Source organism: Shewanella sairae, assembly GCF_023283535.1.
Taxonomy (GTDB): domain Bacteria; phylum Pseudomonadota; class Gammaproteobacteria; order Enterobacterales; family Shewanellaceae; genus Shewanella; species Shewanella sairae.
In genome coordinates this window covers 1-17,478 of the sequence record NZ_JAKILT010000039.1, presented here as the reverse complement: position 1 = coordinate 17,478, position 17,478 = coordinate 1, and the positions used below count along the sequence as shown (strand labels likewise).

Annotated in this window: 16 protein-coding genes; 10 read left to right on the top strand and 6 right to left on the bottom strand. The window is 42.3% G+C overall.

What is annotated here, in order from left to right:
• Positions 1 to 80 precede the first annotated feature (80 nt).
• Together L2748_RS15720 and L2748_RS15715 are read right to left on the bottom strand one after the other, a co-directional pair.
• Positions 81 to 1,265: a thiolase family protein gene (locus L2748_RS15720; RefSeq protein WP_220781174.1), complete on the bottom strand. Its 1,185-nt coding sequence runs from the start codon at positions 1,263 to 1,265 to the stop codon at positions 81 to 83.
• A gap of 74 nt (positions 1,266 to 1,339) precedes the next feature.
• The gene (locus tag L2748_RS15715; protein WP_220781173.1) at positions 1,340 to 2,122 is read right to left on the bottom strand and encodes a 3-hydroxybutyrate dehydrogenase; all 783 of its coding nucleotides are present in this window, start codon (positions 2,120 to 2,122) and stop codon (positions 1,340 to 1,342) included.
• 286 nt (positions 2,123 to 2,408) lie between these two features.
• Between L2748_RS15715 and L2748_RS15710 the strand changes: the two genes are divergently transcribed.
• Positions 2,409 to 3,149 (top strand): CoA transferase subunit A, encoded by a 741-nt coding sequence (locus tag L2748_RS15710; RefSeq protein ID WP_220781172.1) that lies wholly within the window; start codon positions 2,409 to 2,411, stop codon positions 3,147 to 3,149.
• 3 nt (positions 3,150 to 3,152) lie between these two features.
• Positions 3,153 to 3,809 (top strand): 3-oxoacid CoA-transferase subunit B, encoded by a 657-nt coding sequence (locus tag L2748_RS15705; protein WP_220781171.1) that lies wholly within the window; start codon positions 3,153 to 3,155, stop codon positions 3,807 to 3,809.
• 175 nt (positions 3,810 to 3,984) lie between these two features.
• On the opposite strand, the gene L2748_RS15700 is transcribed toward L2748_RS15705, so the two are convergent.
• Both L2748_RS15700 and L2748_RS15695 read right to left on the bottom strand, forming a co-directional pair.
• Positions 3,985 to 5,106, bottom strand: coding sequence for a DUF4124 domain-containing protein (locus L2748_RS15700; RefSeq protein ID WP_220781170.1), 1,122 nt, complete (start codon positions 5,104 to 5,106; stop codon positions 3,985 to 3,987).
• Between the two features lie 313 nt (positions 5,107 to 5,419).
• Positions 5,420 to 6,337 carry a YeeE/YedE thiosulfate transporter family protein gene (locus tag L2748_RS15695; protein WP_220781169.1) on the bottom strand — a complete coding sequence of 306 codons (918 nt, stop codon included), beginning with the start codon at positions 6,335 to 6,337 and terminating at the stop codon, positions 5,420 to 5,422.
• Positions 6,338 to 6,439: 102 nt separating this feature from the next.
• Here L2748_RS15695 and L2748_RS15690 point away from each other — a divergent pair, with 102 nt between their 5' ends.
• The 8 genes from L2748_RS15690 (at position 6,440) to dndE (ending at position 15,931) form a co-directional block, all read left to right on the top strand.
• The gene (locus L2748_RS15690; RefSeq protein ID WP_220781168.1) at positions 6,440 to 7,018 is read left to right on the top strand and encodes a hypothetical protein; all 579 of its coding nucleotides are present in this window, start codon (positions 6,440 to 6,442) and stop codon (positions 7,016 to 7,018) included.
• 79 nt (positions 7,019 to 7,097) lie between these two features.
• On the top strand, positions 7,098 to 7,283 hold the full coding sequence (locus L2748_RS15685; RefSeq protein ID WP_220781167.1) for a hypothetical protein: 186 nt from the start codon (positions 7,098 to 7,100) through the stop codon (positions 7,281 to 7,283).
• Between the two features lie 44 nt (positions 7,284 to 7,327).
• Positions 7,328 to 9,364: a DNA phosphorothioation-associated putative methyltransferase gene (locus tag L2748_RS15680; RefSeq protein ID WP_220781166.1), complete on the top strand. Its 2,037-nt coding sequence runs from the start codon at positions 7,328 to 7,330 to the stop codon at positions 9,362 to 9,364.
• A gap of 28 nt (positions 9,365 to 9,392) precedes the next feature.
• Positions 9,393 to 10,538, top strand: coding sequence for an HNH endonuclease domain-containing protein (locus L2748_RS15675; protein WP_220781165.1), 1,146 nt, complete (start codon positions 9,393 to 9,395; stop codon positions 10,536 to 10,538).
• Positions 10,539 to 10,698: 160 nt separating this feature from the next.
• A complete protein-coding gene (dndB, locus tag L2748_RS15670; protein WP_220781164.1) occupies positions 10,699 to 11,808 on the top strand; it encodes a DNA sulfur modification protein DndB in 1,110 nt (369 codons plus the stop codon).
• Positions 11,801 to 13,567 (top strand): DNA phosphorothioation system sulfurtransferase DndC, encoded by a 1,767-nt coding sequence (locus L2748_RS15665; RefSeq protein ID WP_220781163.1) that lies wholly within the window; start codon positions 11,801 to 11,803, stop codon positions 13,565 to 13,567. Before dndB ends, L2748_RS15665 begins: the two co-directional genes overlap by 8 nt.
• Position 13,568: 1 nt before the next feature.
• Positions 13,569 to 15,569 carry a DNA sulfur modification protein DndD gene (dndD, locus tag L2748_RS15660; protein ID WP_220781162.1) on the top strand — a complete coding sequence of 667 codons (2,001 nt, stop codon included), beginning with the start codon at positions 13,569 to 13,571 and terminating at the stop codon, positions 15,567 to 15,569.
• On the top strand, positions 15,569 to 15,931 hold the full coding sequence (gene dndE, locus L2748_RS15655; RefSeq protein WP_220781161.1) for a DNA sulfur modification protein DndE: 363 nt from the start codon (positions 15,569 to 15,571) through the stop codon (positions 15,929 to 15,931). Before dndD ends, dndE begins: the two co-directional genes overlap by 1 nt.
• 74 nt (positions 15,932 to 16,005) lie before the next feature.
• On the opposite strand, the gene L2748_RS15650 is transcribed toward dndE, so the two are convergent.
• Positions 16,006 to 17,193, bottom strand: coding sequence for a DGQHR domain-containing protein (locus tag L2748_RS15650; RefSeq protein ID WP_248957717.1), 1,188 nt, complete (start codon positions 17,191 to 17,193; stop codon positions 16,006 to 16,008).
• Positions 17,190 to 17,387, bottom strand: coding sequence for a hypothetical protein (locus tag L2748_RS15645; protein ID WP_248957716.1), 198 nt, complete (start codon positions 17,385 to 17,387; stop codon positions 17,190 to 17,192). The genes L2748_RS15650 and L2748_RS15645 overlap by 4 nt, the downstream gene beginning before the upstream one ends.
• Positions 17,388 to 17,478 lie beyond the last annotated feature (91 nt).

The window sequence follows — 17,478 nt, the reverse complement described above, 5'->3', positions numbered from 1 at the left end:
AGCCCCGCAATTTACAGCCAGAAATAATGCTTGTTCAGTACCATTAATGGCTCACTATGTCGCAATCTATTAAATCTGCATCAGGGGACTTCGACTGCTATCGCCACAGCCTCACCACCGCCGATACAAAGCGCTGCAACGCCCTTTGACAGTCCTCGATTTTTTAACGCATGAATAAGGGTAACCACTATTCGAGCGCCACTTGCCCCCAAAGGATGCCCTAAGGCGCAGGCACCACCGTTAACATTAACCTTTTCGTTATCCAGCCCAAGTTCATTGACCGCCAACATGGTCACCATGGCAAAGGCTTCGTTGATCTCCCAAAGATCGACCTCCTCCTTTTGCCAGCCCGCTTTTTCTAACAGCGCATTAATTGCACCAATAGGTGCGAGAGTGAAATCTTCAGCAGCCTGTGCGTGGCTAGCGTGCGCTACGATGCGGCACAAAGGCGTTAAATGATTTGCTTCTGCCTTAGATGCTTTCATTAATACTAGCGCCGCCGCGCCATCCGAAATTGACGATGCATTAGCCGCAGTGATCGTGCCAGACTTGGCAAATACGGGTTTCAGTTTAGGAATTTTATCTGGGTTAACCAGTTCAGGCCCTTCGTCACGACGAATACAGATATCCCCTTTGCGAGTCCTTATCACCACAGGTTCAATCTCATTTAAAAAAGCGCCTGTTTCAGCTGCATAGCAGGCCTTTTTAGCAGAGTGAATCGCAAACGCGTCCATGGCTTCACGGCTGACTTGCTGCTTATCGGCGGTAATTTGCGCCAATGCGCCCATAGGCATTGCTTGGTAGGCATCTTCAAGGCCATCAAACATCATGTGATCTTTTAGCTCACCATGCCCCATGCGATAGCCCTCTCTGGCTTTCGCTAACAGATAAGGCGCATTCGACATACTTTCCATACCACCAGCAATCGCCACTTCAATGCTTTCGGCGTTAATGGCATCGTGAGCTTGCATTAAGGTTTTTATCCCAGAGCCACACACCTTATTCACCGTTGTCGCCCCTACGCAATCAGCCAATCCCGCTTTTAACCCAGCTTGCCTTGCAGGCGCTTGACCAGCGCCAGCTGGCAGCACACAGCCCATGAGTACTTCATCTACCTCATTAGCTTTTATTCCCGCACAGGCAATCGCGGCTTTAATCGCTGTTGCGCCTAAGTCAGTCACTTGAGCCAGACATAATCCACCAAGAAAGCTCCCCATAGGGGTGCGCTTAGCAGAAACAATTACAACGGGATCATTCGATGACATAAAAAAGCTCCTAGCGGTTCAACAACTCGCGATTAATACAATCTATGTTTGGGCGTTAGTGACTTAAAGCTGCGCTACTGTGACGTCCAGGCACCATCCATAGGTAAAGCCGAGCCCGTGATCGCACGTGCGCTATCACTACATAAAAACAGCACAAACTCACCAATCTGCCTAGCATCTAACATCTCTGGCAGAGGCTGCTTAGCCGTGACTAGCTGGTACTTGGCGTCTTCAAAACTGGTTTGGTTTTTACTCGCTATATCTGAGATTTGATTATTAATCAGCGGCGTATCGACCCAGCCCGGGCAAATCGCATTGGCAGTAATGCCCTGCTCGGCGCACTCAAGTGCTACCACTTTAGTCAGGCCAACAATGCCATGTTTAGCCGCGCAATATGCCGACTTGTTAATTGATGCCACTAAGCCATGAACCGAGGCAATATTGATGATCCTGCCCCAGCGGTTCTCGCGCATACCGGGTAATGAGTGTTGGATGGTGTGAAAGGCAGATGACAGATTAATCGCAATAATATCGTTCCATTTTTGCAGCGGGAAACTGCCCACCCCTTCGGTATGCTGGATACCGGCATTGTTAACTAAAATATCAATCGTGCCTAAGCTCGCTATGGCCCGCTCCATAAAACGCGCAATGCAGTCCGCGTCACGCAGATCAGCATTATCGAACAGAGTTTTTATTTGATAACGCTCAGCAAACTCCAGCGCTAAAGCCTGACCTTCAACATCACTCATTAACCCGTGCAACACTAGGTTTACCCCCTGCTCAGCTAACACATGGGCGGTCGCGAGTCCTATCCCACTTGTTGAACCTGTAATTAACGCAACCTTTCCACTTAACATGCAGACTCCTCATCAGCACAGGCGTGCTGGCAGACAATTTAAAATTAGGCATGATCAAGATGGCGTTAAACGACTTTATGCAGCTATAGCAAAAAGCACTAACAACAAACTGGATTGATAAGCCATATCAATATCGCAAACCCCATCCGATCACCCATTCAGATTACTGCAACAGCCAGCAGATTTATTTGGCACCTTAGTAGCATATGAGCATCTGTTTTTTTGAGTAATAGTGAAAAGAGAAGCACAAAGACGGCTCGCATCGAGTCTTAGAGGAGAAGCATCTATGTCTGGATTTAATAAACTCGTGACAAGCTATCAAGACGCAATGGCCGGGCTCGAAGATGGTATGACGGTCATTGCTGGTGGCTTTGGCTTATGTGGCATACCAGAAAACTTAATCAATGAAATCAAAAATAAAGGTACCAAACAACTCACCATGGTCTCTAATAATTGTGGCACAACAGAGCATGGGCTAGGCGTATTATTGCCAGGAAAACAGATAAAAAAAATGATCGCCTCCTATGTAGGCGAAAATGCAAACTTTGAAGCGCAAATGATGTCAGGCGAACTTGATGTCGAGCTAACGCCACAAGGCACACTCGCCGAAAAAATGCGGGCAGCAGGTGCAGGTATCCCCGCCTTTTACACAGCGACCGGTGTTGGTACACCAGTGGCAGAAGGTAAAGATACCCGAGAGTTTAATGGCCGAGAATACATACTTGAGCATGCTATCAAGGGTGATTTTGCCATCGTCAAAGCGTGGAAAGCCGATACTTACGGCAACCTTGTTTATCGTAAAACAGCCCGTAACTTTAACCCTCTCGCCGCCACCGCCGGCAAAATAACTGTGGTTGAAGTAGAAGAGATCGTCGCGGCTGGTGAGTTAAACCCAGACGAAATTCACACTCCCGGGATCTATGTCGACCGGCTTATTCAAGGCAGCTTTAGCAAAATGATTGAACAAAGAACCACCCGAAGCAGACCCGCAACAGCCTCAACACCCAACACATCTACAGGAGCGTAAGATATGGCACTTTCCAGAGAGCAACTCGCGCAGCGCGTCGCCCAAGAGTTACAAGATGGTTACTACGTCAATCTAGGTATTGGTATCCCGACTCTAGTCGCCAACTATATTCCACAAGGCATGGAGGTGATGTTGCAATCAGAAAACGGCCTGCTGGGCATGGGGCCCTTTCCCTATGAAGAAGAGCTGGACGCCGACCTGATTAATGCAGGCAAACAAACCGTCACTATGGAGACAGGTGCAGCAGTTTTCGACTCGGCAGAGTCCTTTGCCATGATCCGCGGCGGCCATGTAGATCTCACCGTATTAGGTGCATTTGAGGTTGATACACAAGGTAATATCGCTTCCTATATGATCCCGGGAAAACTAATAAAAGGCATGGGCGGCGCAATGGATTTAGTCGCTGGCGCCGACAATATTATCGTCACCATGACCCACGCCTCAAAACATGGCGTATCTAAATTACTCAATAAATGCAGCCTACCGCTTACAGGCAAGGGCTGTATCAAACGCGTATTAACCGACCTCGCCCTTATCGAAATCAAGCAAGGCAAATTTCACCTTGTTGAGCGCGCCCCAGGGGTCAGTGTTAAAGAGATAATCCAGCTTACAGCCGGCGAAATAGTCGTGCCAGACCATGTACCAGAAATGAGATTTTAAGCTCAAACAGACAAGTTCCTAGAGGCAATGTTTAGATTTTAGAGTATATCGCTGGGATCTAAACTTCACTTCAGCCTCTAGGAACGCTTTTTCTTGCCACAGGTAAGATTGGTTTACTCGCAACAAAAAAGTGCTGGCGTATATAGTTGCCATCATTGGTGAACTAGCCCTTAGCCTAGCCTCTTCGCCACCTTAGCCAATCGTTATTCAGTTTACGCATACCGCCGGAATAGGTTGCTAGTGCTTCTTTGGGCGATTTTGCGCCACAACGTTGTTCACTAAATTGAATAAATAACGAGTTTAGTGTTTTTCGCCCTTGATAACTCGACATCAAAAATTGGATAAACTGCCGCGAATTTTGATAAAGCGCACTACGTTTACTACCACTCCAATCCGCATTAGTCGCATTAAACAGCTCCGTCAAGGGTAAATACTCCCCGCTACGGTAGTGCTTTCTAGCGGTGCGCACTTGTCTAGATGTCACTAGTTGGTGTTGACTCTTATCATTCAGTCGCCACAAATACAGCGGTGATTCAAAATACTCTGCTAAGCCTTCATTAAACCAACGCGGCGTCATACCAAATTGTCCTGCATTCATTACATGCACAGATTCGTGCAATGCCGTCCTAAAAGCTTGGGGGTCATTGTTATGTAATACCGCCGCCACATTATGTTTGCTGGAATAAAAGCCTTGGCTTGCACTTACTGAGTTCGCGTACTTACGTTGTAAATTTTTATACGCACTTGCAGTGCCTGCGAGGATCAAATCAATCTTAATCGGCAACAATTCACGCTTTGGTAAAAGTCGACGGTAGTCGGTATCAATATGTTTTAACGTGGTAGTGAGTTTACTGCGCAGAAATGGCGGAGGATTAGTACCAACTGAGTTAATCTCAATATCAAAACTATATTGCGGTTCAGTATATTGGGTAAGCTGGCTTTGCTTACTCGCTGCGGCGACATCAGAAAAATGGGTCAAGCCATTATCATCAACCCAGGTATAAATACCATTATCCTGCTTTTTAACTTCAAGACCTTGGGTAACAGTTAACGCCTCACAAGCACTGCGCTGTACAGCAGACATTTCATATTCATGATGCTCAACTCCACTAGCGCCAATTATCAAAGGCTGCGGCGTAATATCGCCTGTCCGCTGTAAATATTCAGATGTTACTTCAGTAAAAAAGTCATCAATAAAAGGCACATTAAACCATCGGCCTTGATAGTGATTAACAACCAAACCTATAGCGACAACTAAAGAAACGAGTAACACATATCGACTTAACCGGCTTTCCATAGCCTAACACCCTAATATTCTTAAATATCCTATACTAACTATCGCCAGTATATCTGTAACATAGAGTCGCTTCAAACCGCTATAAAACCAATAATACTATTGCTGGAATTAACAATGCATACCAGCTACTGCCTGATATCTCGTCCGCTGCAAATCGCCCTTAACAATGAAGACGTCATCAATAGAGGCATGGGTGTTTTTCGCTCACGAGTGTTGATAGTTAAGGATGAATTATCAATCGCTGGAACGAAGGTTACGATTAAAACGAAATATCAAAGGATTAATACCAACCTTAACCCTCGGTAGCTTCTTGCTATTTACGTCTCAGTTTAATCACTCTAGGCAATTTAAGCCCCACGACAATGCCAGCTAGCATACAAAGCACAGTCGTTATACCTGCTGGAGATAACGAAGGTAAGCCAAGCAAAAGCTGACTATCGTTACCGCCACTTGCAATAGCAGCCCCTACTCCCATTAAGCAACCAGCTAGAAAATGTTTAAAACTACTGCGGCTAGTTAATGCTACAAGTTCGAACGTTTTCTTATGTAAAGCAGCTAAAACCATACCTATTAATAAAGCTGTAATAAGCATAAAACGGCTTTCATCGGGCCAGGTTTCGGATCTTTCATACCAAAGCGATAAGCTAACATCCTTCAATAGTCCGCTCGGAGTCCATTTAGGTTCGTGTAAAAATACAATACCAGCGCACAAGCCTATGCCTAACATGCTCAGCCAAAGCTTCCGATTCGCTCGGTTCATTTTTATTGTACATAGCAAAATGAAAACAGATATACAGACTAGAATTCCTGTATGTAGACTAAGCTCAATTTGATAAGGTGAAATACGATAATCAAGAGAAACGGATGCTAAAAGTAACCAACCCGCTAACCAACCACTAATTGTCAAAAGCATCACTAATTGACCGCGAGCTAATTTACTAATCGTTGAGACCCCACATCCACCATTAAATGAAGCGCCAAGCCCAAACAGCAAACCACCGACAACTGCCAATATTGAATACTCATAAGAAATAAAGGGGGTTTCAACACCAACAAGGTAACCGATAAGTATAGAGACCCAAGCCAATGAGCCGCTCATTACAATGGAAAGTAGAAACATTGGTTTACCGGCTAATGCCTCATTTACACCACGAACAAGGCATAACCCAGTTGTTTGAGCTAAGTAACCAAGCAAACCGATAAGAAGTATCGAAAATACAAACAAAGTCATTAAATATTCCCTTAGCAGTAGCGACTAACTCTGTATAGACTAGTAAGGCAAATAAACCCCATTTCGTCCATCATCACAAAAATTTCAATCAAATTGGCAGCTATGATAAATAGAGATTTAAAGCAGCATATTAGTCAGCATTTTATTTTTGAGGACTTAACCATTTGTGGTGAAACTGCTACTTACTCGAAAATAGCCAATATCCCGCAACAAGAAATGACTTGGAGCGCATTACAACAACTGGCAGTACACCTTCTCGATCCTATCGTTGACCAGTTTGGCCCAATCACCCTCACCTATGGATTTTGCTCGCCAGAATTAGCGCGAGCAATATCCAAGACTATCAATCCACATATTGCGCCTAACCTTGATCAACATGCGTCGCACGAGCTAAATAGCAAAGGAAACTTAATCTGCCCTCGCCTTGGTGCCGCAGTTGATTTTTATGTTGATGCAATGCCAGAACAAATGGAAGAAGTTGCGCTGTGGATAGCTGAAAACCTTAAGTTCGACCGTATCTACTATTATGGCAAAACACGGCCGTTGCATATCAGCTATGGTCCTGAGATGAACCAGTTTGTGCAGCTGATGAATACCAATCAAGTCACAGGACGACGAACACCAGGAAAACGAGCCATTGGAGACAACGCCTTATCCTTGTTAACACAGCTTAATTACTAGTTTTGTAGTGGCATAGCGTTTAGCCAAAGTGTTATAACTGAGGTTTGTGAGTTAATAAAGGTTAATCAGAAATACAAAGATGATTGATAACGAACCTGACAGTAAACAAACTGATAAATCCAGTATTTGGCTTACAAGTAAAGAAGCCAAGAAGCATTTTGGTTTGTCTGGTTGTGAGCTTATGCATAAGCGTGAACGTGGTGAATTAACATTTAAAAAGCAAGGCAATGCCTACCTGTATTTACTCACGCCAAAAAACAAGTAACTCAAACGTTATGTATAAAATAGTAAGCTAATTAAGGGTATAGTGTGGACGCCACTAAATTTAATCAACTCGTTAGCTCTGTTCCTTTAGGGAAGAAACTACCTGAAGCGATCTATCTACATAAAGACTGCTTTCCTGAATTAGATAACTCCCTAACTCAATTTATTCTTGCAGTTGGCAAAGCGCTGAAAATAGAGCCCCACGAATGGCATATAGTTAAGTTATCACGCAATGAATTCAGACTATCGCTACTCTCCTACCCGACCTTTTTCACAGAAGCTTATCCATCACTCACTCAAAGTGTAACTGTCGACCTAACTAAACTAAGCCACCGTATCGTTGACTACAAAGATGGTGACAATCCACCAATCCTGCACCGCAAAGAAACCATGCTTCCAGTTCAACATGAATGCTTTGATGAATTTAAAGCAATCACTGAAGAAGGAGAAAATGCCGGACTTTACCAAAATAGCCGCATGATTGGTTTCAAGCAAAGTTGGCTACGCACCATTGAGGCGCATGGCTATACATTGGTAGACGGCCGTTTATTTCGCAGCTCTGCAGTTATAGAACCAAGCAATACAACAGCAACAAGTATTGACCGCCATAAAACTGCGATTGTTAGGCATGAACTGTCGGCACCGATGAAGCAACTCGCTAAGCAAGGCTACCTTAATGGCGAGCACACCATCTTTGATTATGGCTGTGGCCGAGGCGATGATTTAACAGAACTAGGAGCCCACGGATTAGATGCTTTAGGCTGGGACCCGAATTTTCGACCAGAAGCTGAAAAGGTAAAGTCTGATCTCGTTAATATCGGTTTTGTCATTAATGTGATTGAAGACAAAGTTGAGCGTGATGAAGCAATCCTCGGCGCTTGGGAGCTTACAGCAAAATTACTTGTCGTTTCTGCTATGTTAGCCAATGACAAATTCATCAGCCAGTTCACGCCCTATAAAGACGGTGTCATTACATCAATAAATACCTTTCAAAAGTATTATGCGCAATCAGAGCTCAAAGGTTACATAGAGCGCACACTTGATGAAAACGCAATTGCCATAGCGCCCGGTATTTTCTACATATTCAAAGATAAACTTGAAGAGCAACGTTTTCTTTCTGGTCGCTTTAAACGTCACCACTCATGGAATCAATTAACCACTCCAACTCCAACAAGTGAAGAACAAGCAAGGCTGCGGTTCACAAAGCATAACGAGCTGCTTAACCGCTTTTGGGACAAATGCTTAGAGCTTGGCCGCTTACCGGTTTTAGAAGAGTTTACTGAAACGCCAGAGATAAATGCCGCAATTGGTAATGCCAAGAAAGCACTAAAACTGCTACTACAAGTTCAAGGTGAGCAAGCAACTAAAGTATTCGAGGCTGCTATTGCAACTCGGCGAGAAGATTTATTGGTTTATTTTGCTCTATGTCAGTTTGAACAACATAAAGGCTATACCCACTTACCCAATGGGCTGAAGCGCGACATAAAAGTAATCTTTGACACATATAAAGTTGCCCAAGCAGAAGCTAAAACCCTACTCTACCGAATCGCTAATACCGAAGAGATTGAACAAGCGTGTATTGAAGCGCATCAAACGCTACCAGCGAGTAAGTTAAACAAAGGTCACTCACTTGAACTGCACAAACAATTTTTGCCGCTTCTGCCAGCATTGCTGAGAGTTTATGTTGGCGCGGCCGTTCAGCTATATGGTGAGTTAGACGAAATAGACATAGTAAAAATTCATATCACCTCAGGCAAAGTCAGCTTCATGGGCTACGATAATTTTGATACAAGCCCCCTGCCGACACTACGAGAGCGTATCAAGGTCAAGATGTGGCAATTGGATGTAGACTTTTTTGATTATGTTGATGAGCACGCTAGACCGCCGCTTATCAACAAACACTTGCTACTGGCATCTACTGACGAGACTTATAAAAAGCAATTAAGTTTTGATAAGAGGTTAGGCAAGCTGCTAGGGCTTAATGAGCATGACAATGTGTTCATGTCAAAATGTGAGTTTGACTCAAAGCTATTAATGTTAAACAAAAAAATCATTGGATTTACCATTAAATCTGTAACATGATGCAACTTTAATTGTTAATGAGTTTCTCATGTTACCGCTACCGTCCAGTAATAAACTCGATATTCCTGCATTAAGCCGAATATTCGACAATACAACCAACTCCTACAAGCTACTTTTCTTTCGTGCTTTACTTAGCTTGATTCAGGATGGGAAAACGCCGGACGGAAAAATTGACAGCACTGAACTGGCGCATTACTTATTAGCTCACGCTTGGGTACCATCAGTCTATTTTAAATTAAACCTCGGCACTCAAGATCAAATTGTTCAACACCTCTACGACCTAAATTTAGTAGCAGTCGACCTGTCACAGCATAAAGGTAAGCCCTTTACACTATTGCTCGAAAAGTTAGCCAAAACTAACAACTCTAAGATTAACAAACAAGTTTTAAAGTATGTGCCATACCGTTTACTTCAACCCTTCTTTAGTGCCGAATTACAAGGAAAAAAGGATGCCGAAAAAAATAACCTAACGTATGAACTATCACAAAGTCAGTTCGACATTGTTAAACCTATTTACAAAATCTCCTTTATTGAAGAATGTAATTTACCCCAAATAACATTACACCCAGACTGGTATGAGTACTTATGCAATAACATCATTTTAGTTCAAGGTTGGGCCGAGCTAAATTGGACTCGTTACTTACAGCGAAAAAACCCAAACACGCCTTCGATAAGCAATAAACTGACGTTGAATACTAAACGTGAATCATTAGTTAAGCAGCGGAAATTTTGGGATGAATTTATCTCGCAACATCAACCCAAATGCATTTTTACCGGAGAGCAACTTAGCACTGCCAATTACGAATTAGACCATTTTGTACCTTGGTCCTATGTTGCCCATAATCAGTTTTGGAACCTCTTGCCTATATTAAACAGCTGTAACTCATCTAAAAGTAACAAACTACCAGACAAATGCTTTTTGCAGGACTTTGCAAAGCTACATTTTGAAGCAGTTACTATGGCAATAAAGCACCGACGTATTGATATCATCGATGACTATATAACCATCCTTCAGTGCCCAAAAAGCGAATTAACTGACAAACTGAAATTCACTGCCAAACTGAGCCACGTGTTACAAACAGTGCTCGACTCTGCAGGCTTACAAGGGTTTGAGCCAAACTGGAAGTGGACTAAATCAGAGTCAAAACAACTCTGTATACCTAACCAGTTATAAATTGTAATTCGTTATCCTAATTCCTCCGTGCATTGCATCTAATAATAATCTAGAATATTCCCCCTCCTCGTTATACCTATAACGTCTTACTATATGTTTGACGTGATAAGTTGACGTACTAAGATTTAACTAACGTCATATTTAACGTTAGGAGTTTCATATGAAAAGCCCACAAGATGGTTATTGTTTTTCGTTTCCGGCAGTTAGAGGCATTCAAGCAGGAAAGCCTTTTTATATAGCAACTTGTCCTCTTAGCACTATTCCCAAGATCTTCGTTTTTGACGAAGAAGAAGTGCCACCAGAGTTGCGTGCCCAGCGAACGTTAAACAAATCACGTATCCCTGAGATGGTACGTTATTTAGTCGAAAACCCAAAAGACTACGTTTTTTCTGCGCTAACCGTATCTGTTGCGTCTACAGTGATATTCGAAGAAAGCGATCACAACAGCACACCAAATCTAGGTACGTTGAAAGTCCCAATGGACGCACAGATCCTAATTAATGATGGACAGCATAGACGTGCAGCAATTGAAGCAGCAATCAAAGAGCAACCAGAGATTGCACACGATAATATTGCAGTATTGTTTTTTGTCGATGAAGGACTAAAGCGCAGCCAACAGATGTTTGCAGATCTAAACAAATATGCAGTTAAACCAAGCCCTTCTCTAGCTGCGCTTTATGATAGTCGCGATGAAAGCGCCGAGCTTGCAAGATACCTAGCGCAAAACGTTAAACCGTTCGAAGGTTTTACTGAGATGGAAAAATCCAGCATAAGCTCGAAAAGCGGCAAGCTATTTACCTTAAGCAGCTTAAAGCAAGCTAATAGAGCGCTGCTAGGTAAAGGTGTTAAAGACAGCTTTACTGAAGAAGAGAAACAATTAGCCACTGACTATTGGCAAGCAGTATTTGCCGAGACACCTGAATGGCAAATGGTAATAAATAAAGATCTGTCCCCTTCTCAGTTTAGGCAAGAGTATGTACACGCGCACGGCGTTGGCCTGCATGCGTTGGGCGCATTGGGTTGCTCATTAATCACAGCGCAACCTGATGGCTGGAAAGAAACAATTAAGCAGTTAAAAAATGTAGATTGGCGTAAATCCAACCCTGTATGGGCCAACCGCAGCATGTTACATGGCAAGTTAAGCAAAGCGTCAACCAACATAATGTTGACGACAAATGCACTCAAGCAAAGCTTATCTCTATCATTAACACCGGAAGAACGCGCTCTAGAAAACAAACATATACCAAGTAGTGAGGCATCCAATGGCTGATTTATTCCAAGCCGATGCGCTAGATGATGAGCAGTTAGAATATATTCAAAATGAATTCTTTGCTGGTTTCAAGCGATACAAAAACAGCGATTCGTTACCAGCAGGTCTCGATAAATACGACAAACTCGATGATTCTTTAAAACATCAAGTTAGTATCAATTTATGTCGAGAACTATTGCGTGAGCAAAAGAATAACGAAGGCTTTACGTTAAAGCACTTTATCGATGATGTTCAAAGTGTTTATTGTTCTGATAACCGCCCTTGGGTAATTGGCTACAGTGGTGGTAAAGATTCATCAGCCGTTGTCACGCTCATTTACCTAGCTCTGCTATCACTTGATGAATCTAAGCGCACCAAGCCAGTATATGTTGTGGCATCAGACACATTGGTAGAAACTCCATTGGTTGTCGATCATGTAAATCGTTCACTTGAAAGCATTGGCAATAATGCCAAGAAAGATGGTCTACCGTTAACAACACATAAAGTATTACCAAAACCGCACCAAACGTTTTGGTCATGCTTACTGGGTAAAGGTTATCCAGCACCAACTCAAAGTTTCCGTTGGTGTACAGAGCGCATGAAAATCGATCCTGTTAGTGACTTTATTAAAGATAAGGTGTCGCAGCATGACGAAGTGATTGTTATTTTAGGCTCTCGTAGCCAAGAAAGTGCGTCTCGTGCTCAAGTTATCGCTAAGCATAAAATAGAGAACACTCGACTAGCTCGTCACACCACGCTAGCCAATGCATTTATCTATACCCCAATTGATACCTGGAGTATGGACGACGTATGGAAGCTAATTCGCGCCTGTAGCTTAGAGGTGACCATTTCACCGATGGGGATCGGTAAAAAGTGGGCTGATGAATATAGTCTTGAATGGGAAAACCCATGGGGTGGTAAAAACCTTACTCTATGGAACCTATATAAAGATTCATCAGACCAAGGCGAATGCCCAATGGTCATCGATGATAGTACGCCTTCATGCGGTAATTCACGTTTTGGTTGCTGGACATGTACCGTAGTCACAAAAGACCGTGCAATGGAAAGTTTAATCCAAAACGGTGAAGAATGGATGCAGCCACTGCTAACATTCCGCAACAAGTTGGCTGAGACCAATGTGCCTGCAAACAAAGATATCTACCGCAATTACAAACGACGCCAAGGTAAAGTCAACTATCAACGCGTAAAGGACGGCCAAGAATTATCTGAAGAACGCGCACATGTGCCCGGCCCTTATTGGCTTAAATACCGTAAAGAATGGTTAACCGAACTGTTAGTGCAGCAAAAAGAGTTCAATAAAGATGGCTATTCAGTCACTTTAGTTACCGAGCCAGAACTGCACGCTATTCGTCAAGAGTGGTTGAACGATCCAAACGAACCTGATTGGGCTGACTCACTGCCAAAAATCTATCGCGAAGTATTTGGTGTCGATCTTAATTGGGTAATTAACGACAACTCTAGTTTTGGTGAAGTTGAAGCGCAGATCCTTACCGATTTAGGCGAGCAATATAACGTTGAGCCTGAAATGGTACAAAAGCTTTTGGATCTTGAGCTTTCTTTAGAAGGCCTAAGTCGTCGTACCGGTGTATTCGATAAACTAGGTACGCTACTAAGGCAAGACTGGGGCACGCTTGATGAAATCAAACAGCGCCACGCTCAACTGCAAAGTAAGTCTGATTTTGATATCCATAAGGATCAAATCGACAAATATGAACGTGAAATTCTTGAGCTAGAAAAGCAAGCCAAGGTGGAGTTTTAAGATGATAATCAAAAGCCTGGTGATCAATAACTTTCGAGTATTTCGTGGCGTACACGAAATTGACTTAGAACCAAGATTAACCCGTAAACACCAAACTGCTGCATCGCCTATCGTGTTATTTGGTGGATTAAATGGTGCAGGTAAAACCTCTATTTTATCTGCAGTCCGCGTGGCCTTGTACGGCCGCGCAGCATTTGGTCGCGGCATGAACTCAGCTCAATACCAAGAACAGCTAGATGCATTGATTCATAATGGTGTTGGCATCAGTGCAGATAAAGCCTCTATCCAGCTCATCTTTACTCATAGCCAAAATGGTGTTGAAAGCGAATATCGCGTCACTCGTGGTTGGAAGCGTGGCCAAAAAGATAAATTGGTTTTAGAGCAGAACAACACTGAACTCAGCAGTATGAGTTACGATCAATGCCAAAGCTTCCTTAATGAGCTTATCCCGCCGGGGATCTCAGACCTATTTTTCTTCGACGGTGAAAAAATTGCCGATCTTGCAGAAGATGAATCCGGTGAAGTACTGCAAACAGCAGTTAGACGCCTTTTAGGTATTGATGTTGCCGAGCGTTTGCGTAGTGATTTAGCTATCTATCTAAAACGCCATGATTCCGCAGCAATGCCAGATAACATCAAAGCTCAAATTGAAAAGTTAGAATCTGATCGCACAGCAGCAGAACATGCCGCAGTTGAGCTAACTAACAAAGCCTCATTGTGCCGTGCAAAAATCGAACTAATAGCTAAAGACATTGAAAAGACCGAACTAGATCTATCTTCACGAGGTGGTGCTTGGGCACAAAGCCGTGAGCAAGAAAAGGCTAAACAGTTTGAACTAGACGCAGAACGCAAAGAACTAGAAAAAACACTACGGGCGGAGATTGAAGGTGACCTACCATTTGCATTGGCCCCCAATGCAATGCAAGCACTACTCACTCAATTAGAAGCCGAAAAGAAAGCTAAGCAAGCCGATAGTTTTAACTCTGAGCTAAAGGGCTTCTTAACTGAATTAGAGCAGAAGTTATCATTCTCGCTATCTAACTCCTTTGTCGCAATAGAAACAATCAAAGAATGTTTAAATGAGCGTGAATCACAGCAGGTTAAGACTGATATCCAGCTTGATTTAGCTGATAGAGAGTACGATCAAATTAAAGCGCAAATTAACAACCAAGCGCCCTCTTCCTATAAGCGTTTCGACGAAGCTCGTAAACGCTTAGCTATAGTTGAAGAGCAACTTGATTCTATCTCAATTAATATCGCCCGAGCACCAGAGCAAGAACAACTTGAGGCGCAACTTGAAGCGTTAAAAGAGCTCAATAGCCGCCGCACCGCTGCAATTGTAGAGCATAGAGATACCACTGAAGCGGCGAAGCGAAAATACCGTGAAGCAATTGATTACGCGCGCAAAGTACAAAAGCTGCATGACAAGCATAAAGTCGCCTCTACCGCTGAAGCATCACTAACAAACGCGCAAAATACCCACGCATTGTTAGCAGAGTTTAGTGAGCAGCTAACTGCCGTACGTGTTAAGCAGCTAGAGGCTGAGTTTATCAAAAGCTATCAAAAGCTTGCTCGTAAAGAAGACCTACAGCTTTCTGCCCGTATAAACACAACGACCTTTGACGTAGAGCTAATCGATGAGAATCAGCACACCATTAGCCGTAAAGGTCTGTCAGCCGGTGAAAAACAGATCTACGCAATTTCAATTCTCGAAGCATTAGGTAAAACATCAGGTAAGAAGTTGCCAATCATCATCGATACGCCGCTAGGTCGACTTGACTCTAAACACAGAGATAAGTTGATTGAGCACTACTTCCCAGAGGCCAGCCATCAGGTGATCATTCTGTCTACCGATACAGAGATTGATGAAGCATACTTTGGAGAGGATTATCTAAAAGATGACATTTCTCATGCCTTTGAGATCCAGTTTGATGGCGCAACTAAGTCATCAAAACTGCGTGAAGGTTACTTCTGGGAACAGAAAATGAAGGAGGCAATCTAATGCTACCAAACCGGATGAACCTAACTCGCTCTACTGAAGAGCAATTGAAAAAACTGAAGCAATACACGGGAATCGCACCCAACGTATCATCTCGTATCGCATTCTTCCGCTCAATTGAGTCAGGTTTTACCTATAGCCCCGCTGAATCTATTGAAACCGAAACAAAGTTAGATGGCAGCTTGGTGTTAGATAAAGTGACCTGGATGGGGGAAACGCAGTTAGTGAGTGAACAGCTACTAAAGCTTAAGTATCCAACACTAGAAGGTCGCTCACTGATGTCTGCATGGGCAGCACATGTTGAAGATGGCATAGCGTCAGTGAGAAACCATAAAACTACTTTAAATTTCTGTGATCAATTATAAATTCATTATTTAAAAGTTTGGATTTTATAATGGTGACTCTGCAAACTTTCTTTCACAGAGTCACTTTTTTTATTTTAACCAGCTGCCAACACAATTTCTTCATCGACTTCATCAGGCTTTAAAATACCAGCTTTCAATCTAAATACATCAAGAAGCCTCTTTTTTGTTGCAGTCCTTGGGCTAAAGTAATCACCTTCGAAAGTAATATCTGAAAATTTCCCCAGAAGAGTATCAAATTCAAGATCAGGACCTAAATCAACAAGCTCCTTTACTAGTAATTCTTTTAAAAAATCGAATTGTGCTGTAATCCCAATAGCTCTAAAAACAATATTGTCATTGTTTTTATTTTTCCACAAACTCTTTTTCAAGCTATTAAAGTAACGTTCAATCACCATTTCTATAGCTAAATCATTACCTTCAATATAATATTTTCTGAGTGGATAATTATCATTCATTTTTAAACATGACCTAGAGCCATGACCCAATATGTTTTTTTTACCAATAATATATCGATCATTTTTCGCGTTTCCGGATAATAGTGAAACGACACCAGAAATAAAACATGCTGAAGAAATAGACCAGGAATTATCAGGAACATCCACTAACGTCACATTTTTAGGTGGTTTTGGCTTTTTCACTAATACGATTTTATTCTCAAATGGGCCATTATTTTCAAGGTTAAATTCCCTTGATAATTTTACAGCAACGATATCAGGTGACCAAGATTCACTTGTTGATTCATCTAATTGATATCCAAAAAGCTGATATGCCAAACTCTTATCAACCTTTTTTTGATTGAAATTAATTGTTGCAAAAATCAATGCTTGGAGAGATGGTGGTAGCTCAAAATAAATTGAACAAGGAATGTCCATTTCTACCTTTGAATTATAGAAACCATTTATTCTGTGTTGCCCATCGACAATTCCGGCCAATTTAAGTGAAGTATCAGGTATATCTATAAACAACCCATGTTCATCTTGACCCAAAGACCACGCCTTTCCAGGCTCAGTTTCCAAATTATCATCATCATAATAATTAGCAGCTAAAATTACTGAGTTAGGAATTGCAGCACTAGCAGTTTGTAGATATTTATTAATATCCACAACTCTAGTGTCATCTAAACCTCTTTGATTACCAGTCAACTTCATACCATCAATACTAGTCACCCGAGAATATGTTAGCTTTTTTAACAATTCAGATGATATGGAAGCTAAATAAAATGGACCTAATGGTTGGTCAACTTCTATACAACGAATTTTCATAAGCCTTTTCCTTTAATTAATATTTTATCCTCTTTTGAATCACGATTCTGTAAATCAGGAGTAAGATTAGCTAAGGCCAAACTATCTATCTTTTGAAACTTGGGTTTTCTAATATTAACTAGTAACCAAAAAATGAAAGTAGCACACAAAGCATAAGTGATACCTTCATTATCTTTTAAAGCGTAAAAAGCCATTATGTAGTGGCATAGTGAATTTGGACACCAAGATGTAAGGGGTATAATCCCCATCTAAACACAAGGTGAACAAATGACCCGTAAATCAAAA

What these genes read in the sequence shown, in the direction of transcription:
- L2748_RS15720 (WP_220781174.1), bottom strand. Translation starts at nt 1,265, where the DNA reads ATGTCATCGAATGATCCCGTTGTAATTGTTTCTGCTAAGCGCACCCCT.
- L2748_RS15715 (WP_220781173.1), bottom strand. Translation starts at nt 2,122, where the DNA reads ATGTTAAGTGGAAAGGTTGCGTTAATTACAGGTTCAACAAGTGGGATA.
- L2748_RS15710 (WP_220781172.1), top strand. Translation starts at nt 2,409, where the DNA reads ATGTCTGGATTTAATAAACTCGTGACAAGCTATCAAGACGCAATGGCC.
- L2748_RS15705 (WP_220781171.1), top strand. Translation starts at nt 3,153, where the DNA reads ATGGCACTTTCCAGAGAGCAACTCGCGCAGCGCGTCGCCCAAGAGTTA.
- L2748_RS15700 (WP_220781170.1), bottom strand. Translation starts at nt 5,106, where the DNA reads ATGGAAAGCCGGTTAAGTCGATATGTGTTACTCGTTTCTTTAGTTGTC.
- L2748_RS15695 (WP_220781169.1), bottom strand. Translation starts at nt 6,337, where the DNA reads ATGACTTTGTTTGTATTTTCGATACTTCTTATCGGTTTGCTTGGTTAC.
- L2748_RS15690 (WP_220781168.1), top strand. Translation starts at nt 6,440, where the DNA reads ATGATAAATAGAGATTTAAAGCAGCATATTAGTCAGCATTTTATTTTT.
- L2748_RS15685 (WP_220781167.1), top strand. Translation starts at nt 7,098, where the DNA reads ATGATTGATAACGAACCTGACAGTAAACAAACTGATAAATCCAGTATT.
- L2748_RS15675 (WP_220781165.1), top strand. Translation starts at nt 9,393, where the DNA reads ATGTTACCGCTACCGTCCAGTAATAAACTCGATATTCCTGCATTAAGC.
- dndB (WP_220781164.1), top strand. Translation starts at nt 10,699, where the DNA reads ATGAAAAGCCCACAAGATGGTTATTGTTTTTCGTTTCCGGCAGTTAGA.
- L2748_RS15665 (WP_220781163.1), top strand. Translation starts at nt 11,801, where the DNA reads ATGGCTGATTTATTCCAAGCCGATGCGCTAGATGATGAGCAGTTAGAA.
- dndD (WP_220781162.1), top strand. Translation starts at nt 13,569, where the DNA reads ATGATAATCAAAAGCCTGGTGATCAATAACTTTCGAGTATTTCGTGGC.
- dndE (WP_220781161.1), top strand. Translation starts at nt 15,569, where the DNA reads ATGCTACCAAACCGGATGAACCTAACTCGCTCTACTGAAGAGCAATTG.
- L2748_RS15650 (WP_248957717.1), bottom strand. Translation starts at nt 17,193, where the DNA reads ATGAAAATTCGTTGTATAGAAGTTGACCAACCATTAGGTCCATTTTAT.
- L2748_RS15645 (WP_248957716.1), bottom strand. Translation starts at nt 17,387, where the DNA reads ATGGCTTTTTACGCTTTAAAAGATAATGAAGGTATCACTTATGCTTTG.